General features: G+C 66.1%; 16 protein-coding genes. 10 read left to right on the top strand and 6 right to left on the bottom strand.

Annotated elements, in window-relative coordinates:
* The first annotated feature begins 5 nt into the window (after nucleotides 1-5).
* Nucleotides 6-383: a DUSAM domain-containing protein gene (locus QEG98_RS31010; RefSeq protein ID WP_316563862.1), complete on the top strand. Its 378-nt coding sequence runs from the start codon at nucleotides 6-8 to the stop codon at nucleotides 381-383.
* A 41-nt stretch (nucleotides 384-424) separates the two neighbouring features.
* Here the strand turns inward: QEG98_RS31010 and QEG98_RS31005 are convergent, their stop codons facing one another.
* Nucleotides 425-688 carry a hypothetical protein gene (locus QEG98_RS31005; RefSeq protein WP_141593669.1) on the bottom strand — a complete coding sequence of 88 codons (264 nt, stop codon included), beginning with the start codon at nucleotides 686-688 and terminating at the stop codon, nucleotides 425-427.
* A 161-nt stretch (nucleotides 689-849) separates the two neighbouring features.
* On the opposite strand from QEG98_RS31005, the gene hsdR reads away from it, so the two are divergent.
* From hsdR to QEG98_RS30980, 5 genes are all read left to right on the top strand, one after another.
* A complete protein-coding gene (gene hsdR / locus QEG98_RS31000) occupies nucleotides 850-4,236 on the top strand; it encodes a type I restriction-modification system endonuclease (protein WP_316563861.1) in 3,387 nt (1,128 codons plus the stop codon).
* Nucleotides 4,233-5,549 (top strand): N-6 DNA methylase, encoded by a 1,317-nt coding sequence (locus tag QEG98_RS30995; RefSeq protein WP_316563860.1) that lies wholly within the window; start codon nucleotides 4,233-4,235, stop codon nucleotides 5,547-5,549. Before hsdR ends, QEG98_RS30995 begins: the two co-directional genes overlap by 4 nt.
* On the top strand, nucleotides 5,546-6,907 hold the full coding sequence (locus QEG98_RS30990; RefSeq protein ID WP_316563859.1) for an IS701 family transposase: 1,362 nt from the start codon (nucleotides 5,546-5,548) through the stop codon (nucleotides 6,905-6,907). The genes QEG98_RS30995 and QEG98_RS30990 overlap by 4 nt, the downstream gene beginning before the upstream one ends.
* A 330-nt stretch (nucleotides 6,908-7,237) precedes the next feature.
* Entirely contained in the window at nucleotides 7,238-8,647 is a 1,410-nt protein-coding gene (locus tag QEG98_RS30985) for a restriction endonuclease subunit S (protein WP_316563858.1), read from the top strand.
* A 2-nt stretch (nucleotides 8,648-8,649) separates the two neighbouring features.
* Nucleotides 8,650-9,567: a restriction endonuclease gene (locus QEG98_RS30980; RefSeq protein ID WP_316563857.1), complete on the top strand. Its 918-nt coding sequence runs from the start codon at nucleotides 8,650-8,652 to the stop codon at nucleotides 9,565-9,567.
* Between the two features lie 16 nt (nucleotides 9,568-9,583).
* On the opposite strand, the gene QEG98_RS30975 is transcribed toward QEG98_RS30980, so the two are convergent.
* Both QEG98_RS30975 and QEG98_RS30970 read right to left on the bottom strand, forming a co-directional pair.
* On the bottom strand, nucleotides 9,584-10,222 hold the full coding sequence (locus tag QEG98_RS30975) for a ribonuclease HI family protein (protein WP_316563856.1): 639 nt from the start codon (nucleotides 10,220-10,222) through the stop codon (nucleotides 9,584-9,586).
* Between the two features lie 18 nt (nucleotides 10,223-10,240).
* Nucleotides 10,241-10,972, bottom strand: a complete 732-nt coding sequence (locus QEG98_RS30970; RefSeq protein WP_141593675.1) for a zinc ribbon domain-containing protein — start codon at nucleotides 10,970-10,972, stop codon at nucleotides 10,241-10,243.
* 372 nt (nucleotides 10,973-11,344) lie between these two features.
* Between QEG98_RS30970 and QEG98_RS30965 the strand changes: the two genes are divergently transcribed.
* Complete coding sequence (locus QEG98_RS30965) at nucleotides 11,345-11,902, top strand: hypothetical protein (RefSeq protein ID WP_316563855.1); 558 nt, start codon at nucleotides 11,345-11,347, stop codon at nucleotides 11,900-11,902.
* Nucleotides 11,903-12,044: 142 nt separating this feature from the next.
* Nucleotides 12,045-12,212, top strand: coding sequence for a hypothetical protein (locus QEG98_RS30960; RefSeq protein WP_163884686.1), 168 nt, complete (start codon nucleotides 12,045-12,047; stop codon nucleotides 12,210-12,212).
* A gap of 87 nt (nucleotides 12,213-12,299) precedes the next feature.
* Here the strand turns inward: QEG98_RS30960 and QEG98_RS30955 are convergent, their stop codons facing one another.
* Complete coding sequence (locus QEG98_RS30955; protein ID WP_090490285.1) at nucleotides 12,300-12,593, bottom strand: TIGR02300 family protein; 294 nt, start codon at nucleotides 12,591-12,593, stop codon at nucleotides 12,300-12,302.
* Between the two features lie 148 nt (nucleotides 12,594-12,741).
* On the opposite strand from QEG98_RS30955, the gene QEG98_RS30950 reads away from it, so the two are divergent.
* Both QEG98_RS30950 and QEG98_RS30945 read left to right on the top strand, forming a co-directional pair.
* Nucleotides 12,742-14,247, top strand: coding sequence for a GYF domain-containing protein (locus QEG98_RS30950; protein ID WP_316563854.1), 1,506 nt, complete (start codon nucleotides 12,742-12,744; stop codon nucleotides 14,245-14,247).
* Nucleotides 14,216-14,485 carry an AgmX/PglI C-terminal domain-containing protein gene (locus QEG98_RS30945; protein WP_316563853.1) on the top strand — a complete coding sequence of 90 codons (270 nt, stop codon included), beginning with the start codon at nucleotides 14,216-14,218 and terminating at the stop codon, nucleotides 14,483-14,485. Before QEG98_RS30950 ends, QEG98_RS30945 begins: the two co-directional genes overlap by 32 nt.
* Nucleotides 14,486-14,489: 4 nt before the next feature.
* Here the strand turns inward: QEG98_RS30945 and QEG98_RS30940 are convergent, their stop codons facing one another.
* Nucleotides 14,490-14,735, bottom strand: coding sequence for a DUF3006 domain-containing protein (locus tag QEG98_RS30940; RefSeq protein ID WP_316563852.1), 246 nt, complete (start codon nucleotides 14,733-14,735; stop codon nucleotides 14,490-14,492).
* A 13-nt stretch (nucleotides 14,736-14,748) separates the two neighbouring features.
* Complete coding sequence (locus tag QEG98_RS30935; protein ID WP_316563851.1) at nucleotides 14,749-15,663, bottom strand: hypothetical protein; 915 nt, start codon at nucleotides 15,661-15,663, stop codon at nucleotides 14,749-14,751.
* Between the last annotated feature and the right edge of the window lie 55 nt (nucleotides 15,664-15,718).

Raw genomic sequence — 15,718 nt, 5'->3', positions numbered from 1 at the left:
CCCACATGCCGGAATATGAATTTTGGAACCAAATCTGGGAGCTGAATCACCGGGTTACCGACTTAGGGGAGCCACTCGCTCTCACGGACGAAACCCGCGCGTTGCTACGGGACACAGCAGCCGAGGTGGCCATAGCGCCCGAAGAAGCAGCCAGCGCACTGCAAGGCGACGTGAGCGCCGCTGCGTTGCTCAAGGAGATTGCGAAGCGCATCCGTGTCGGCTCGCGACGCCTGTCGCGTGCGCTCATTGAAGCAAGGAAGCACGAAGAGGCTGGCGACCGTGACGCCGCACGCGCGCCTTTGCTGGCACTGCTGGATGTCGAGGTCGTGCCGCTCTACCGCGAACAAGCCCAGATTCAGCTCGACGCACTCGACGAGCCGTAATGACAACGGGGGGCACGACTGACGCCGCGCCCCCGCCGTACTCAGGTGCCGCCACCAGCTCCAGGCGGCGCCGGTTCCACGGGCGGTGCCTCGGCACGCCCCTCCGTCGCCGCCAGCATGGTGGTGGCCAGCAGCTTGACGCCCGACACGGCCGGGGGCTTTCGAGCGGGCGGCTTGGGCACCTCCACCACGAGTGGCTTCGGCACGGGCGGCGCCTCGGCGCGCCCCACCACGGCGGACACCTGCGACACCACCGATTGCAGGTTGCTGTTGCCGAGCACGGATGAGCTACGCGAGGGAGCCACCGCAGTGAGCGACCCCTCCGGCCGCATCGCGCGGAGAAATGGCCGCGAAGGTGGGCGATGAGGCCGCATGCCGCTGTGAGGGTAATGGGGCTGGAGGGGTAGTTGTGACCCGTCTCAAAACGAGTACTTCGAGAAATTTCGGTTGGGATTAGACTCAAGGGGTGTCCGCTCTCCAGCCGCGCTCCTCGAACTTCGAGTTCTTGCGGTCCCATGATCCCCTGCTCGTCGCGCTTGGGGCGCAAGCAGAGAGGTACTTCACCGAGGACCCCACCACGTGTCTGATGAAGCTCAGGCAATTCGCGGAGGTGCTCGCGCAACGAGCCGCTGCGAACCTTGGCCTGCTCGCTTCCTCGAATCAGAGCCAGGTGGACCTCATCCGAGCCCTCGACTCGCGCGGTGCGTTGACCGCGGAGGTTCGTCAGGTTCTCCACGACCTTCGCCGGACGGGTAACGTCGCCGCCCACGAAGTTCGCGGGACGCACAGCCAGGCCCTCCATGGGTTGAAGCTCGCCCGCGCACTGGCCATCTGGTTCCACCGGAGTTTCGGTGATGAGCGCGGGTTCAGCCCTGGGCCGTTCATTCCTCCTCCTGACCCGGCGCTGGAGACCAAGGCCCTCGCTCAAGAACTCGAGCGGCTTCGGTCTGAGCTAGCCCAGGCCAAACTGGGGGCGGAAGCCGCCCAGGCCGCCGCCGCTGAAGAGTCCAGGCGGCGCCTCGGTGCCGAAGAGCGGGCTCGGAGAGACGCGGAAGATCGCGAGGTCTGGCAGGCGCTCGCGGAGGAAGCCGAAGCGAAGCTCAAGGGGCGCCTCGACGCGGCTCAAGTCCAGGCCGAAGCGACGCCCACGCGGCAGCTCGATCTCATGGTCCAACAGGCGCAGGCCGCAGGTGCCTCCCTGGACCTGGACGAGGCCGACACGCGGCAGCTCATCGACGAGCAGTTGCGTCAGGCGGGCTGGGAGGCTGACTCCCAGAACCTCACGTTCAAGGCCGGCGCCCGGCCGCAGCGCGGACGCAACCTAGCCATCGCGGAGTGGCCAACCCAGAGCGGACCCGCGGATTACGTTCTCTTCCACGGTCTTGAGGTCCTGGCCGTGGTCGAAGCCAAACGTCGCGGGAAGGATGTTGCAGGCGCTGTCCAGCAGGCGAAGCGGTACAGCGAGGGGTACCAGCGCCAGGGGGACGAGGCACCGCCCGAGGGCCCTTGGGGCAAGTACCGGGTGCCGTTCCTCTTCGCGACGAACGGCAGGCCGTATCTGCGCCAGCTCGAAACGAAGAGTGGCATTCACTTCCTCGATGCGCGGCGCCCGACCAACCACCCCCGGGCGCTTGTCGGTTGGTACTCGCCTTCAGGGCTTCGTGAACTCCTCCAACAGGACAGGGAGTCGTCCGAGGCGGCGCTTCGCTCCGAGCCGAGCCACTACCTCGGCTTGCGCGACTATCAGGTCAAGGCGATTCATGCCGTCGAAGCCGCCCTTGAGACGGGGCGCCGTGACTGCCTGATTGCCATGGCCACTGGCACCGGAAAGACGCGCACGTTCATCGGGCTCGTCTATCGGCTCGTGAAGACGCGGCGCTTCCGCCGGGTGCTCTTCCTCGTGGACAGAAGTGCGCTCGGCGAGCAGGCCATCAACGCCTTCAAACACGCGCGCCTGGAGGGCCTTCAAACCTTCACCGACATCTTCAACGTGAAGGGCTTGGAGGATGTCCGGCCGGACCCCGAGACGAAGCTCCACTTCGCCACGGTCCAGGGGATGGTGAAGCGGCTCCTCTACAGCGACGACGCGGAGCGGCCAACGGTGGACGACTACGACTGTATCGTCGTGGACGAGTGCCATCGTGGCTACACGCTTGACCGGGAGATGAGCGACGCGGAGCTGAGCTTCCGAAGCCAGGATGACTACATCAGCACGTACCGTCGCGTCCTCGACTACTTCGACGCCGTGAAGATTGGTCTGACGGCGACGCCGGCGCTGCACACCACGCAGATCTTCGGCGCGCCGGTGTACACGTATAGCTACCCGGAAGCCGTCATCGATGGCTGGCTCGTGGACCATGAGCCGCCGATCCGCATCAGCACGGAGCTCTCCGACGGAGGCATCCACTGGGCCGTGGGGGAAGAGGTTCCGGCCTACAACACCGAGACCCAGCAGCTCGATCTCATTCACGTGAAGGACGAGTTGTCCTTCGATGTGGAGTCGTTCAACACGCGGGTCGTCACAGAGAACTTCAACCGGGTGGTCTGCGAGGAGCTGGCCCGGCAGATTGAGCCTTCCGCTGACGGAAAGACCTTGGTCTTCTGCGCCACGGACCAGCACGCGGACATCGTGGTCGCGGCGTTGAAGAAGGCGCTGGACGCGCAATACGGCGGCGTCGATGACAACGCCGTAATGAAGATCACCGGCAGCTCGGACAAGCCGCTTCAGCTCATCCGCCGCTTCAAGAATGAGAAGCAACCGAGCATTGCCGTCACCGTGGACTTGCTCACCACGGGCATCGACGTGCCGCCCATCGTGAACCTCGTGTTCCTGCGGAGGGTGAAGAGCCGCATCCTGTACGAACAAATGCTGGGGCGTGGCACTCGCCGCTGCGACGATATCGGCAAGGAGGTGTTCCGGATTTTCGACGCCGTGGAGCTTTACGATGCGCTGGAGCCATTCACGTCGATGAAGCCCGTCGTCGTGAACCCGTCCTTCACATTCGCTCGGCTCATCGAGGAAGTGCTTCGTCTCAAGGAGGAGTCCTCACAACGGCAGGTCATCGATCAACTCGTGGTGAAGCTGCGGCGCAAGCGCCGCCTCCTGGAGGGGGCGTCCGCAGACTCCTTCGAGGCAGCGGCCGGAATGCCCGTCGCCGACTTGTTGACCCTGCTCCGCGAGAAGTCCCCAGCCGAAGTGGCCGCCTGGTTCTCGGCGCACCAGCAGATTGGAGAAGTCCTCGACGCCTCGACGGGCCCAGGGCCGCGTCTCTACGTGAGCAGCCATGAGGACAGCCTGAAGGCCGTGGAGCGGGGCTATGGGTCTGGCCGTGTAAGACCGAAGGACTACCTGGACGAGTTCGAGACCTTCATCCGGGAGAACCAGAACGTGTTGCCGGCGCTGATGGTGGTCTGCCAGCGCCCTCGCGAGCTGACGCGGCAGCAGCTCAAGGAGCTCAAGCTCGCGCTCGACAGCGCGGGCTACAACGAGACCTCGCTCCAGACAGCCTGGAGAGACATGACGAACCAGGACATCGCTGCCTCCATCATTGGCTTCATTCGCCAGCGGGCGTTGGGAGAAGCGCTGGTTCCGTACTCCGAGCGTGTGGATCGTGCCCTCCGCAAGGTGCTGGAGTCGAAGTCCTGGACGCCGCCGCAACGGAAGTGGCTGGAGCGGATCGCCAAGCAGCTCAAGGTCGAGACCGTCATGGACAAGGCGGCACTCGACCGAGGTCAGTTCGAGGCCAGCGGCGGCTTTGGCCACATCAACAAGGTCTTCGAGGGCCGGCTTGAACAGGTCCTTGCTGACTTGAGCGCCGCCCTCTGGCAACAGGGTGACAAGGCGACGGGATGAATACGAACGCGAACGACCTCGTACAGAAGCTCTGGAACCTCTGCTCGCTCCTTCGCGAAGACGGAGTCACCTACCACCAGTACGTGGCCGAGCTGGCCTTCGTGCTGTTCTTGAAGATGGCGAAGGAGACGAAGCGGGAGGAGCAGCTCCCCAAGGGATACCGTTGGGATGACCTTGCCCGCCGAGAGGGTATGGAGCAACTGAGGTTCTACCGGGAGCTGTTGCTCCATCTGGGAACCCACGGCAGCTCGCGCGTCCAGGACATCTACGCGAACGCCAGCACGTCGCTCAGGCACCCGAAGAATCTGAACGCGCTCGTGAAGGCCCTTGATGCACTCGATTGGTACGGGGTGGATCGGGAGAACTTGGGGGATCTCTATGAAGGACTCCTGGAGAAGAACGCCACCGAGGTGAAGTCCGGGGCGGGGCAGTACTTCACGCCCAGGCCCCTGGTGGACGCGATCGTCTCCGTGCTGAAGCCGCAGCCCGGTGAGACCGTGCAGGACCCTGCCGCTGGCACGGGCGGGTTCCTCATCGCCGCAGACCGGTACGTCCGCGCTCAGACCGATAACTACTTCGACCTCGCCGATCCAAAGCGGCAGGAGTTCCAGCGGAAGAAGGCGTTCTACGGGGTGGAGCTTGTTCCGGAGACCCGTCGCCTGGCCCTGATGAACATGGCTCTGCACGACCTGGAGAGTGAGCTGATCCTCGGCGACACGCTCTCGCCTGTCGGGCGCGACTTGCCGAGGGCGGACATCATCATCACGAACCCGCCGTTCGGGACCAAAAAGGGCGGCGGCAAGCCCGAGCGTGACGATTTCACGTTCCCGACCTCGAACAAGCAGCTCGCGTTCCTTGAGCACGTCTACCGAGGCCTGAAACCCGGCGGTCGCGCGGCCATCGTCGTCCCAGACAACGTGCTCTTCGAGGAGAACGTCGGTCAGGAGATCCGCGCCGACCTCATGGACAAGTGTGACCTTCACACAGTCCTTAGGCTGCCGACGGGCATCTTCTACGCGCAGGGGGTAAAGACCAACGTGCTGTTCTTTACCCGTGGTCAGACAGACAAGGGCAACACAAAATCCGTCTGGTTCTACGACATGCGGACCAATGCCCCCGCATATGGGAAGCGGACACCATTCCTCCGGGAGCACTTCGCTGACTTCGAGAAGGCGTTCGGCGATGACTCCCGTGGCAAGAGCAGGCGCAAGGAGCAAGGCGCAGAAGGCCGATTCCGGAAGTTTACGCGCGAAGAGCTAACACTACCCGGTCAGATGAATCGGGTGCGGACGCCCCGTGTTGACGGAGCATGATGCCCACCCAGTTACACAAGCTTGACCGGGAGCTGAGCGAGTTCCTGGACTCGATGACGGAGGGAATGGGCCGGACCGAGAGACGTCGCGCCCTCGGCGGCTACCTCACGGGACTGCTGCTCGACGGAGAACGCAAGAGCATCGAGCCCATGGCGGCCCGGCTCGTCGCAGCCCCCGAGCAGACAGAAGCCATGCGCCAGCGGCTTCAGCAGTGCGTGTCCGGCGCGGCTTGGGAGGACTCCGAAATGCGACGACGTCTGGCGCGGAAGCTTGAGCGCGAGCTACCGGGCTTGGAGGCCCTCGTCATTGACGACACGGGCTTGCCGAAGAAGGGCGTGCATTCGGTGGGTGTGGCGCGCCAGTACTCGGGCACCCTGGGGCGGACGGAGAACTGCCAGGTGGCCGTCAGCCTGCATGTTGCTGGAGAGAAGGGCAGCGGCTGCATCGCCATGCAGTTGTACCTGCCTGAGGAGTGGACGCGCAGCAGGAAGCGCTGCAAGGCCGCGGGCGTCCCGGCTGGAGTGAAGTTTCAGAAGAAGTGGCAGATAGCGCTGCGCCAATTGGATGACGCCTTGGCGTGGGGCGTACGCCGACACCTCGTGCTGGCCGATGCCGGGTATGGCGATGCACGGGAGTTCCGCGACGGCGTGCGAGAGCGCGGCCTGCACTACCTCATGGGCGTGCAGGGCACGCGCAAGGTGTGGCCGCCCGGCGCCAAGCCGCGCAAGCCCGAGAGGGAGCCGGGGCAGAACGGGCGCCCGCGCACGCGCTACGTGGCCGAGGGCGTGCAGCCCTGGGCCATCGAGGAGTTGGCGCTTCAGCTTCCGAAGGAGGAATTCCAGACAGTCTCTTGGCGCGAGGGCAGTCGGGGCGAGCAGTCCTCCCGGTTCGCCGCAGTGCGCGTGCGGACGGCGGAGCGGCACGTCCAGCGAGCTGCGCCGAGTGAAGAGGTATGGCTGCTCATCGAGTGGCCCCAGGAGGAGAAGGCTCCAACGAAGTACTCGCTCTGCTCGCTGCCCGCGAACACGTCGCTTACGGAGTTGGTGCGCTTGTCCAAGCTGCGCTGGAGAGTGGAGCGCGACTACCAGGAACTCAAAGGCGAGGTGGGGCTTGACCACTTCGAGGGGCGAGGGTGGCGAGGCTTCCACCACCATGCCACCCTCTGCATGGTAGCCCACGGATTCCTCGCGCTCCGCCGGGCGCTTTCCCCCCCGGAGGAGAACACGCTGGACACTGCCCGAGGTGCGCCGCCGCCTTCAGCACCTGCTGCTGCGCCGCATCGGCCACTGCCCTCTGTGCCTGCGTCACATCAACGCCCGTGCACCTCCTCGGGGGCCGTCACGCATGTGACCGGGTAGTACTAAGGGCCAGGGGCGACAACTTGGATGTGCTCTGGATTAAGAATGAGGGGGCATGCAACGCGGGCGACCTGCTGGAGCCAGAGGTGATCGCCACGGAAATCCGCGCTCAACTTCAAATCGCTCTTTCAGAGATGGAGGCTCTAACTACGCTGTTGGAGAGGAATGAGGTTGGCAGTGAGCGGGCCTAGTTCATTGCCTCCAGGGTGGCTGCTGACATCGCTGGGCGAGGTGGTTTCGGATGGTCCATCTAACGGCTACTCGCCTACGAGTAGTGCCGATGGCGCTGGCCCTCTCACGCTGAAGCTCTCCGCCACAACGAGTGGCGAGATGCGGTTGGGCGACTCAACCGTCAAACGAGTCACCGAACAGATAGCACCAGACTCAAAGTACTGGCTTGAGCCTGGCGATCTTCTAATTCAGCGTGCGAACACGCTCGACTATGTAGGTGCTGCCGCGATCTACGATGGCCCGAAGGCCCAGTACATCTACCCGGACCTCATGATGCGCGTTCGGATTCGAGCGCCAGAGCTACGGCACTACGTTTGGCGCTATTTGAACTCGTATGGTGCGCGAGAGTACTTCAGGGCGAAAGCAACGGGCACGGCTGGCAACATGCCGAAGATCAATGGTGAGACGGTGCGCTCCCTGCCGCTGCCCCTTCCTCCTGCTCACGAGCAGCGCCGCATCGTCGCCAAACTCGAAGCCCTCCTGGCCCGCAGCCGTCGCGCGAAGGAAGCCCTGGACGCCATCCCGGCGCTGCTGGAGCGATTCCGGCAGTCGGTGCTCGCGGCCGCGTTCCGAGGCGACCTGACACGGGACTGGCGCGCTGCCAACCCGGACGTGGAGCACGCCTTTAAGTTACTGGAGCGAATTCGCTTCGAGAGGCGCCGCCGCTGGGAATTGGCCGAATTGGATCGGATGCGGGCAAAGGGGAAGGCGCCCAGGGATGACAAGTGGATGGAGAGGTATGAAGCCGGTGTCCCTGCAACGAAGACAACAGGCGTTCTGCCGGCTGGCTGGGCATGGGCGACAGTTGACGAGCTTGCCGAAGAGACAGTCTACGGTACGTCTGCTAAGACCAACGATGACTCTAGCGGAGTACCAGTGCTCCGGATGGGCAACATCCAAGATGGAAAGCTCGAACTCGCGGACCTGAAGTTTCTCCCCAGGGACCACAGCGAGTTTCCGGGCTTGCTACTCACGCCGGGAGATGTGTTGTTCAATCGGACTAACAGTCCCGAACTCGTAGGAAAAACAGCCGTCTACTGCGGTGAACCCAGTTCTACATCGTTCGCGTCCTACCTGTTGCGCGTGCGTGTCATTCACTACTCTCCCTTGCTCTTGTCTCACTTTATCAACGGTCCTTCCGGGCGTGAGTGGGTGGCATCAGTGGTGAGTCAGCAGGTGGGGCAGGCCAATGTGAACGGTACCAAGCTCCGAGCCTTAGTCGTTCCGGTCCCACCGATGGATGAACAGCGTGCAATCGTCTCTCGGATTGACAAAGCACTGGCCCGAGCCAATCGCGTCATGGATGTCGCGCGGGAGCAGGCGCGAAGGCTTGAGTCTTTTGACCAAGCGGTACTCACGAAAGCCTTCCGGGGTGAGCTTGTGCCTCAGGACCCAACAGACGAGCCCGCCTCGGCCCTCCTCCAGCGGATCCGAACAGAACGGGAACAGTCCGCCGACAACACGATTGGCGCTCGCCTGAAGCGACGCCGCAAGACGAATGCTGCCTGATCATGCCCATCCCCGACTTTCAGAGCGCGATGCTCCCGGTCCTCCAACTCGCTCAGGACGGCAAGGACCACACGCTCCGCGAGGCCGTGGAGGCCATCGCCGTGGAGTTCAAGGCCACTGAGGAGGAGCGCAACGAGTTGCTCCCCAGTGGCCGCCAACGGCGCCTCCATAACCGAGTCGGCTGGGCGAAGACCTACTTGCAGAAGGCCGGCCTCGTGGAGCCGAACGGGCGCGGGCGGTTCCGCATCACCTCCCGAGGCCGAGAGGTGCTCCAGCGCAGGCCGAGCCGCATCGACATGAAGTTCCTGGAGCAGTTCCCGGAGTACAACGCCTTCGCGGCACTCCGGCATGATGCCGCTGAAGCGGAGCCCTCCGCACCGGAGCTTCCGTCAGCCACGGAGACCCCGGAGGAGCTCCTCGAAGAGAGCTACCAGGAACTGCGGAGGCGCCTCGCGGACGAACTCCTTGATCGCATCAAAGCTTGTGACCCGCAGTTCTTCGAGAAGCTGGTTGTCGATTTGCTGGTGATCATGGGTTACGGCGGCTCGCGCAAGGACGCCGGGCAGGCCGTCGGGCAGAGCGGCGACGAGGGCATTGACGGTATCATCAAGGAGGACCGCCTTGGGCTCGATGTCGTCTACATCCAGGCGAAGCGGTGGACCAACACGGTTGGCAGGCCCGTGGTTCAGGCGTTCGCTGGCAGCCTTGAGGGACAACGGGCACGGAAGGGTGTGCTCATCACGACCTCGGACTTCAGCCGGGAGGCCCGGGACTACGTGAAGCAGATCGAGAAGAAGATCGTCCTCATCAATGGCGTCGAGCTCGCCAAGTTGATGATTGACCACGGCGTCGGAGTCACCGAGGTCGTGACGTACACGGTGAAGAAGCTCGACCTCGATTACTTCGGTGACGAGGACTAACGCACGCCCTCGCGAGTTACAGCCGCTCATCAATCGCGCGGTTGCTCATCTCATCCGCCTCGGCGTTCTGCGCGCGGGGGACGTGGTGCAGCTTCACCTTGGTGAAGCCCTTGAGCAGCTTCCGCGCTTCTTCATACAGCGGCTTGAGCGTCGGGCTCTTCACCTGGTAGCGCCCGCCGAGCTGACGAATCAGCAGCTCGCTGTCCGCGAAGACCTCCACCTCGCGCGCGCCCAGCGACTGCGCATGCTTCAGGCCCAGCAGCAGGCCCATGTACTCCGCGCAGTTGTTGGTCTGATGCCCCAGGAACCGCCCGAGCCGGGCCACCACGTTGCCCTCGGGGTCCATCAGCACCGCGCCCGCGCCCGCGGGCCCTGGGTTGCCCCGAGCCGCGCCATCTGAATAGACGCGCAGCCGCGGATGCGATTCGGAAGCGGGCGCCGCATCCACCGGCGGGCTCATGGCCCCAGCCGGCATCTGCGTGCTCGGAGCCGACGCAGCGGAGGCTGGCGACATCCCGCCGAGCCGCTGTGCGGCATCCTCGATGAGCTGCCCGAGGTGTTCCCGGGTGAGGCCTCGGAACGCACGTACCGTCCCTTGCAACGGCTCCTCACGCGCGATGTGGCGGAGGATGTCGATGATGGACGGCGCGGGCATGTCCACGAAGCCGTGCCGCTACTTCGACGCCGCCGGGGTTTCCTGCAGCGCTTCCACCGCGTAGATGATGCGGTTGCACGAAGGGCAGATGTCCGTGCCCAGCCCGGTGCGGAGCTGGTTGTAGAGCTGCGGGGGCACGTTCATGTTGCAGCCCTGGCAGGTGCCGGCGACCACGCCGACCATGGCGGGCAGCTTCTTCTTGCGCACCACCTCGTAGCGGCGCAGCAGGGTGGCATCCACGCTCGAGGCCACTTCGGCACGACGACCTTCCAGCCCCTTCACCTGCGACTCGGCCTCGCCCAGCTTGCCGCGCAGCTCCGTCATCCGGCCGGACAGGCCCTGCTGCTTCGTCGCGTAATCGGCCTCCTTGCTCTTGATGGCCTCGCGAGCGCCGCCGAGCTGCTTCGTCAGCTCCGTCAGCTCCTCCGCCATCGTCAGATTGGCCTTCTTGGCGATGTCGATTTCACGGGCCAGGGCGGAGTACTCGCGGGTGGAACGCTGCTCGCTGAGCCGCGTCTCCCACTTCTTCACCTTGTCCTTCTCGTCCGTGATGTTCTGCTCGAGCTGGGCCTTCTGCTTCTCCATGTCGGAGACGCGTGCCCGTTCCGCCTCGATGGCGCTGCGGGCCACACCCAGTTCCCGCTCCAACTCGGCAATCTGACGGGGGTGAACGTCCGCGGCCTTTCGGAGCGAGGCGACCTCGAGGTCCACGTTCTGCAGCTCCGCCAGCGCTTTCAATTTCTCCCGCAAAGTTGCTGCCTCCCACAGGGCCGCACCGTGTACGGCAACGGCCTAGTTCTTGTACCAACAAGGTTAATGAGGGTCCAACGTCCAAATAGGCCACGAGTCATCCCTCGTGGCCCTTGCTGCCATGCTGCATTTGAAACAGCTTCACGCACCCGTTAGACCGGAGCGCGTGCTTCGTCCATCCTTCGTCATCGTTCTCTGCGCGCTCACTCCTGCCTGCAAGGAGTCCGCGTCCCCGCCTCCCGCCACCACCACTTCGCCGGCCATCGCGCCCGCCGCCACGAACACGAAGTGGGGTGTCATCGAGGGGCGCGTCCGTCTTGCCGGCACGCCCCCGCACCCGCCCGCCAGCCCACCATCGGCACCGTCGTCTCCGTGTGTGGCGAGGAGACGGAGGAGCGCACGCTCGTGGTGGGAAGCGAGGGCGCGTTGGCCCACACCGTGGTTTCCCTTAGAGACGGCCACGCGCTGCCCGCGTCCACGCGCGCCGCGCCGGAGCCCGTGCTGGACCAGAAGCAGTGTGTCTATGACCCGCCCGTGCTGGCCGCTCGCACCGGCAGCACCCTGGTCATCCGCAACTCGGACCCCTTGGTCCACAACGTTCGCGCCGCCTCCGGAACGAACCGCGCCTTCTTCAACGTGGCCATGCCGCTGGAAGGCATGACGGTGAAGCGGCAGCTTCCCGCCGAGCCAGGTGAGGTCCCCATCCACTGCGACATCCATCCGTGGATGCGCGCGCGCGTGCGCACCTTCAACCATGGGTACTTCGCGACCAGCGGCGCGGACGGACGCTTCCAACTGGAGGTCCCCGAGGGCACCCACACCCTGGTCCTCTGGCACGAGCGGCTTCCAGAGCAAGCCCGCACCGTGACGGTTCGCGCCGGCGAGCGCGTCCAGGTGGACGCGGAGTGGCCGGTGGCCGACCTGAAGTAGCCCGCCAGCCCGTACCCTTGAAGGATTCCGGCGCTCGACGTCTAAAAGGTTGAGAAGCCGCGAATCGATTGGCGTTTCCGTTCCGACAGAAAAATTGTTATGCGGGCGGCAGAAGCCACGACCGAGAAGAGGGGGCCGAGTCATGCAGCAGCAACCAAAGAAGCAAGCATTCCCGAGCAACGGCATGCGCGGCCTGGAGGCGCCCCGCAAGGCGGCGGTTCGGCCCATCGGCATGCAGGAGATGGGGCCGACCCTGTACGAGCAGCTCCGCCGCGCGCTGGTGGAGCTGACGCCCGCCTCATCCAACTGAGGCCTGGCCGTCCGGGCGCGAGCCCCCCGGCCTGAAAAGCGAAGGGGCTCCCGGCTTGTGCCGTGGAGCCCCTCGTTGTTTGCGAACCTAGATTTCGTCCTCTTCGCTATCGCCTCCCGCCGCCTCGTCGTCGTCGAAGGAGTCCAGCTCCTCCTCGTCGTCTTCGCCGCGACCGGCGGGTTCCTCCGGTTCAATAGGCTCAATGACCTTCGGGGCAGCGGCGAGACGGCCACGCCTTCCCTCGGGCTGGGGCTTGAGCGCCGGGCTTTCCCGCTGATCCGCCCCACACTTCGGGCAGATCGGGTCCGGCTTCTTCATGTCGTAGAACTTCGTCTGGCACTTGAAGCAGACGTGTTTTGTTCCGAGGTCCTTCGCCGGCATTCGCCACCTTGTGTAAAAGGCGAGTGAAGACAGGGGGGAGGGCGGCTCAATAGTTGGGCCGCAAGACAGAGTCAACCTGTGGTTTGCGCCGGAGATTTCTAGCGGTAGCATCCCGCCCGCGTTTTCCCCCGGAAGCTGGACACCCCTCTTGAACTTTACCTGCGACAATTGCCAGAAGCGGTATTCCATTGCGGACGAAAAGGTCCGCGGCAAGACGGTCAAGGTCCGCTGCAAGAACTGCCAGAACGTCATCACCGTCGAAGGGCCCGCCGAGGAAGAGAACACCCGCGTGGTGTCCCTCGCGGACGTGGAGCGCATCCGCGCCCAGGAGCGTTCCCTGGCGGAGCCCGAAGCGAGCGCCGCCCCGGCGGCAGTCATCAGCGCGCCCATCGCGGCCGCTCCGGTGGCGAAGGCGCCCGCGGCCGCGCTGCAGACGCCCTGGGACGATGAGCCCACGCGCGCCGCGCCCATGAAGGCCACGGGTTCGCCCTGGTTCGTCATGGTGCGCAACAAGCAGGAGGGCCCGCTGGACGAGGGCGCCCTCCGCGAGCTGGTGGCCACCAACACCGTGAATGGCCGCAGCTTCTTCTGGCAGCAGGGCATGGCGGACTGGAAGCGCGGTTCGGACATCCCCGAGCTGGCCGGCCTCTTCGAGCCGCCGCCCGTCGCAGAGCCGCCCCCGCCGCCGCCCGCCATCGCCGCGCCGCCTCCGCCCGAGCCTGCACGCCCCTCGCGCGGCGCGCCCGTGCGCCGGGAGCCGGAACCGCAGGCCTTCATCCCGGAGCCCGAGCCCGAGCCGCGGCACGCCGAGTCCGAGCAGCCCTGGCCGGATGAGGAAGACGAAGCGCCGGACAACACGTATTACGGCGACCCCTTGCCGCGCGCGCAGCCGCAGCCTCAGCAGCAGGCCCAGGTGACCCGCCGCGCGCAGCAACCGCAGCCCCAGGCCGCCAGCGCCGCGCCGCTGGACGACGCGCTGTTCTCCGACCTGGACCTGCCGGGCAACCGCAACGGCGGTGACGGCGAGGAGCCCCAGGACGACGGCGGTGTTCCGTACCCCGATGACCCGCGGGCCGCGCTGGGCGGCGGCGAGGACGACGACGAAGGCAAGGCCGTGGAGGACACGCGCCACTTCGCCAAGAAGTCGGGTGTCACGCGCCGCAACCCCGCCTGGAAGTACGCCGTCTTCGCGTTGCTGCTGCTCATCGTCCCGCTGGGGCTGGCGTATGTCCTGTCGGAGACGCTGGGCGTGGTGCCGCTGCGCGTGCAGACGGTGGACGCCAGCGGCAACGCGGTGGAGCAGCCCATCTTCTCGTCGGAAGGCGTGGGCGCGCTGCGCGACAAGCTGATGGGCCGTGAGCCGCCGCCCGCGCCCCCAAGCCGCCCGCAGAGGGCAAGCGCCCGGTGCCCCCTCGGAGGGCAATCGTCCGGCCGCCGCGCCCGGTGGCACCGGCGCGGTTGCGGACCCGGAGGCCGCCGCGGCGCCGTCCAAGGGGGCGCTGGAGGCCGTCTACGTGGACCCGGACAAGAAGGACGTGGACCCGACGGTGCGCAGCGGCGAGGAAGTGGCCGCCGCGGACACCGAGGAAGTCGGCGGCCCGTCCGACGAAGAGGTGGAGCGCGTGCTGGCGAAGACGCAGCCCGCCTTCCGTGACTGCGTGGAGGCCGAGCTGCGGAAGAACCCGTCCTTCAAGGGCGGCAAGGTGACGCTGACGGCCACCGTGGGCAGCTCGGGCACGGTGAAGGCGGCCACGTTCGACCGCAAGGACCTGAACCGCAACAGCCCCGTGGGCACCTGCATCCGTGACCGCGCGAAGGGGATGGTCTTCTCCGCCTTCGCCGGCGAGGACGTGGACCTGGAGATTCCGCTGGTTCTCTCCAAGTCGATGTAGCCGCCTAGAGGTCGAAGCTCCCGGTCGGCGGCGGCTTCTTGCCGCGCGTCGCCTTCTCGCGGGCCCTGCGCACCTCCTCGCGCAGGGCCTCGGTGGCCTCGGAATCCACCTCCAGGGTGTCGAGGTCGAGCACGTCTCCCTCCCGGATGCCCGCGGGCAGTTCGCTCAGGGGGCGCGTCAGCTCGCGGCCCTCCACCACCAGCACGGCGATGTCGTCTTCGATTCGGTCCAGCGTGGCCCGGGTCGTCATGGGGCGTGGCTCCTCAGGGGTTGCAGTCCCGGGCAGGCCGCCGTCCGCGCGAGGCCTCTTCCCGGCTGGAGAAGGTCACCAGGTTCGATGACTTGATCTTCACGACGTTGCGGCAGGTGGGCTTGTGGAACACGTCGCTGCGGACGCTGCCGACGTAGGTCCCCACCTTCACGGCGCCTGAGTCGGAGGTCCCGCTTCGCGAGCGCGAGCCCGCGCGAGAGGGGGGCGCCCCTTCGTCCGTCGGGTCGTCGAGGCTCAAGGTGTACATCTTCCCCGTGGGATGCTTGCCCGAGCCGTCCCGGGTGCCGGAGCGGCCCGTCCCGCGCCGGGAGTCCCCCGCGAGCGCGGTGTCCCGGGGCATGGGCGTGCCCAGGCCCGGGTAGCTGTAGCGCGTGTCCTCCGGGACGCCCGCCGACAGGCGCTGCGGCGTGACGACGAGCGTCTTCCCGTCGCTCACCACCTGCACCTCGCCGTGAAGGTCGGTGCGGAACACCTGCGCGCCGGTGGTCTCCAACTGCTCGAGGATGGCCGGCGCGGGGGCGCCAATCAGGTTGCCTTCACCCGCGGAGATGACGGCGGCGCGAGGCCCCACGGCCGTCAGGAAGGCGGCGGTGGTGGGCCCTTCGGTGCCGTGCGCGGCCACCTTGAGCAGCGTGGCCTGCATGGGGGCGTTGCGCGCCAGCAGGTGGTCCACCGTCCGGGCATGCGCGTCCGCCATGAAGAGCACCGCGGTGTCCCCATAGGTGAGCCGGAGGATGACGGAGTTGGCCTCCAGCGCGGCCTCGGGTACGTCGAGCAGCGGCTCGGTGGGCGCGCGGGGCCACAGCACCGTGAGGGACACGCCCGCGCCCAGGGGCAGCCGCTGGAGCGCGTTGGGCGTGGCGGGGGAGGGGGACGGGGAGATGAACTCCACGCCCTGGCTGGCCACGGCGCCGAGCAGGGCGTCATAGGCCTTGGGCGTGGCGCCCAGCTGCGGCTCCAGC

Source organism: Myxococcus sp. MxC21-1 (assembly GCF_032612255.1).
Classification (GTDB): Bacteria; Myxococcota; Myxococcia; order Myxococcales; family Myxococcaceae; genus Myxococcus; species Myxococcus virescens.
This window is presented reverse-complemented; position numbering and strand designations above follow the sequence as displayed.

What these genes read in the sequence shown, in the direction of transcription:
- QEG98_RS31010 (WP_316563862.1), top strand. Translation starts at nt 6, where the DNA reads ATGCCGGAATATGAATTTTGGAACCAAATCTGGGAGCTGAATCACCGG.
- QEG98_RS30995 (WP_316563860.1), top strand. Translation starts at nt 4,233, where the DNA reads ATGAATACGAACGCGAACGACCTCGTACAGAAGCTCTGGAACCTCTGC.
- QEG98_RS30990 (WP_316563859.1), top strand. Translation starts at nt 5,546, where the DNA reads ATGATGCCCACCCAGTTACACAAGCTTGACCGGGAGCTGAGCGAGTTC.
- QEG98_RS30985 (WP_316563858.1), top strand. Translation starts at nt 7,238, where the DNA reads ATGCGGTTGGGCGACTCAACCGTCAAACGAGTCACCGAACAGATAGCA.
- QEG98_RS30980 (WP_316563857.1), top strand. Translation starts at nt 8,650, where the DNA reads ATGCCCATCCCCGACTTTCAGAGCGCGATGCTCCCGGTCCTCCAACTC.
- QEG98_RS30975 (WP_316563856.1), bottom strand. Translation starts at nt 10,222, where the DNA reads ATGCCCGCGCCGTCCATCATCGACATCCTCCGCCACATCGCGCGTGAG.
- QEG98_RS30960 (WP_163884686.1), top strand. Translation starts at nt 12,045, where the DNA reads ATGCAGCAGCAACCAAAGAAGCAAGCATTCCCGAGCAACGGCATGCGC.
- QEG98_RS30955 (WP_090490285.1), bottom strand. Translation starts at nt 12,593, where the DNA reads ATGCCGGCGAAGGACCTCGGAACAAAACACGTCTGCTTCAAGTGCCAG.
- QEG98_RS30940 (WP_316563852.1), bottom strand. Translation starts at nt 14,735, where the DNA reads ATGACGACCCGGGCCACGCTGGACCGAATCGAAGACGACATCGCCGTG.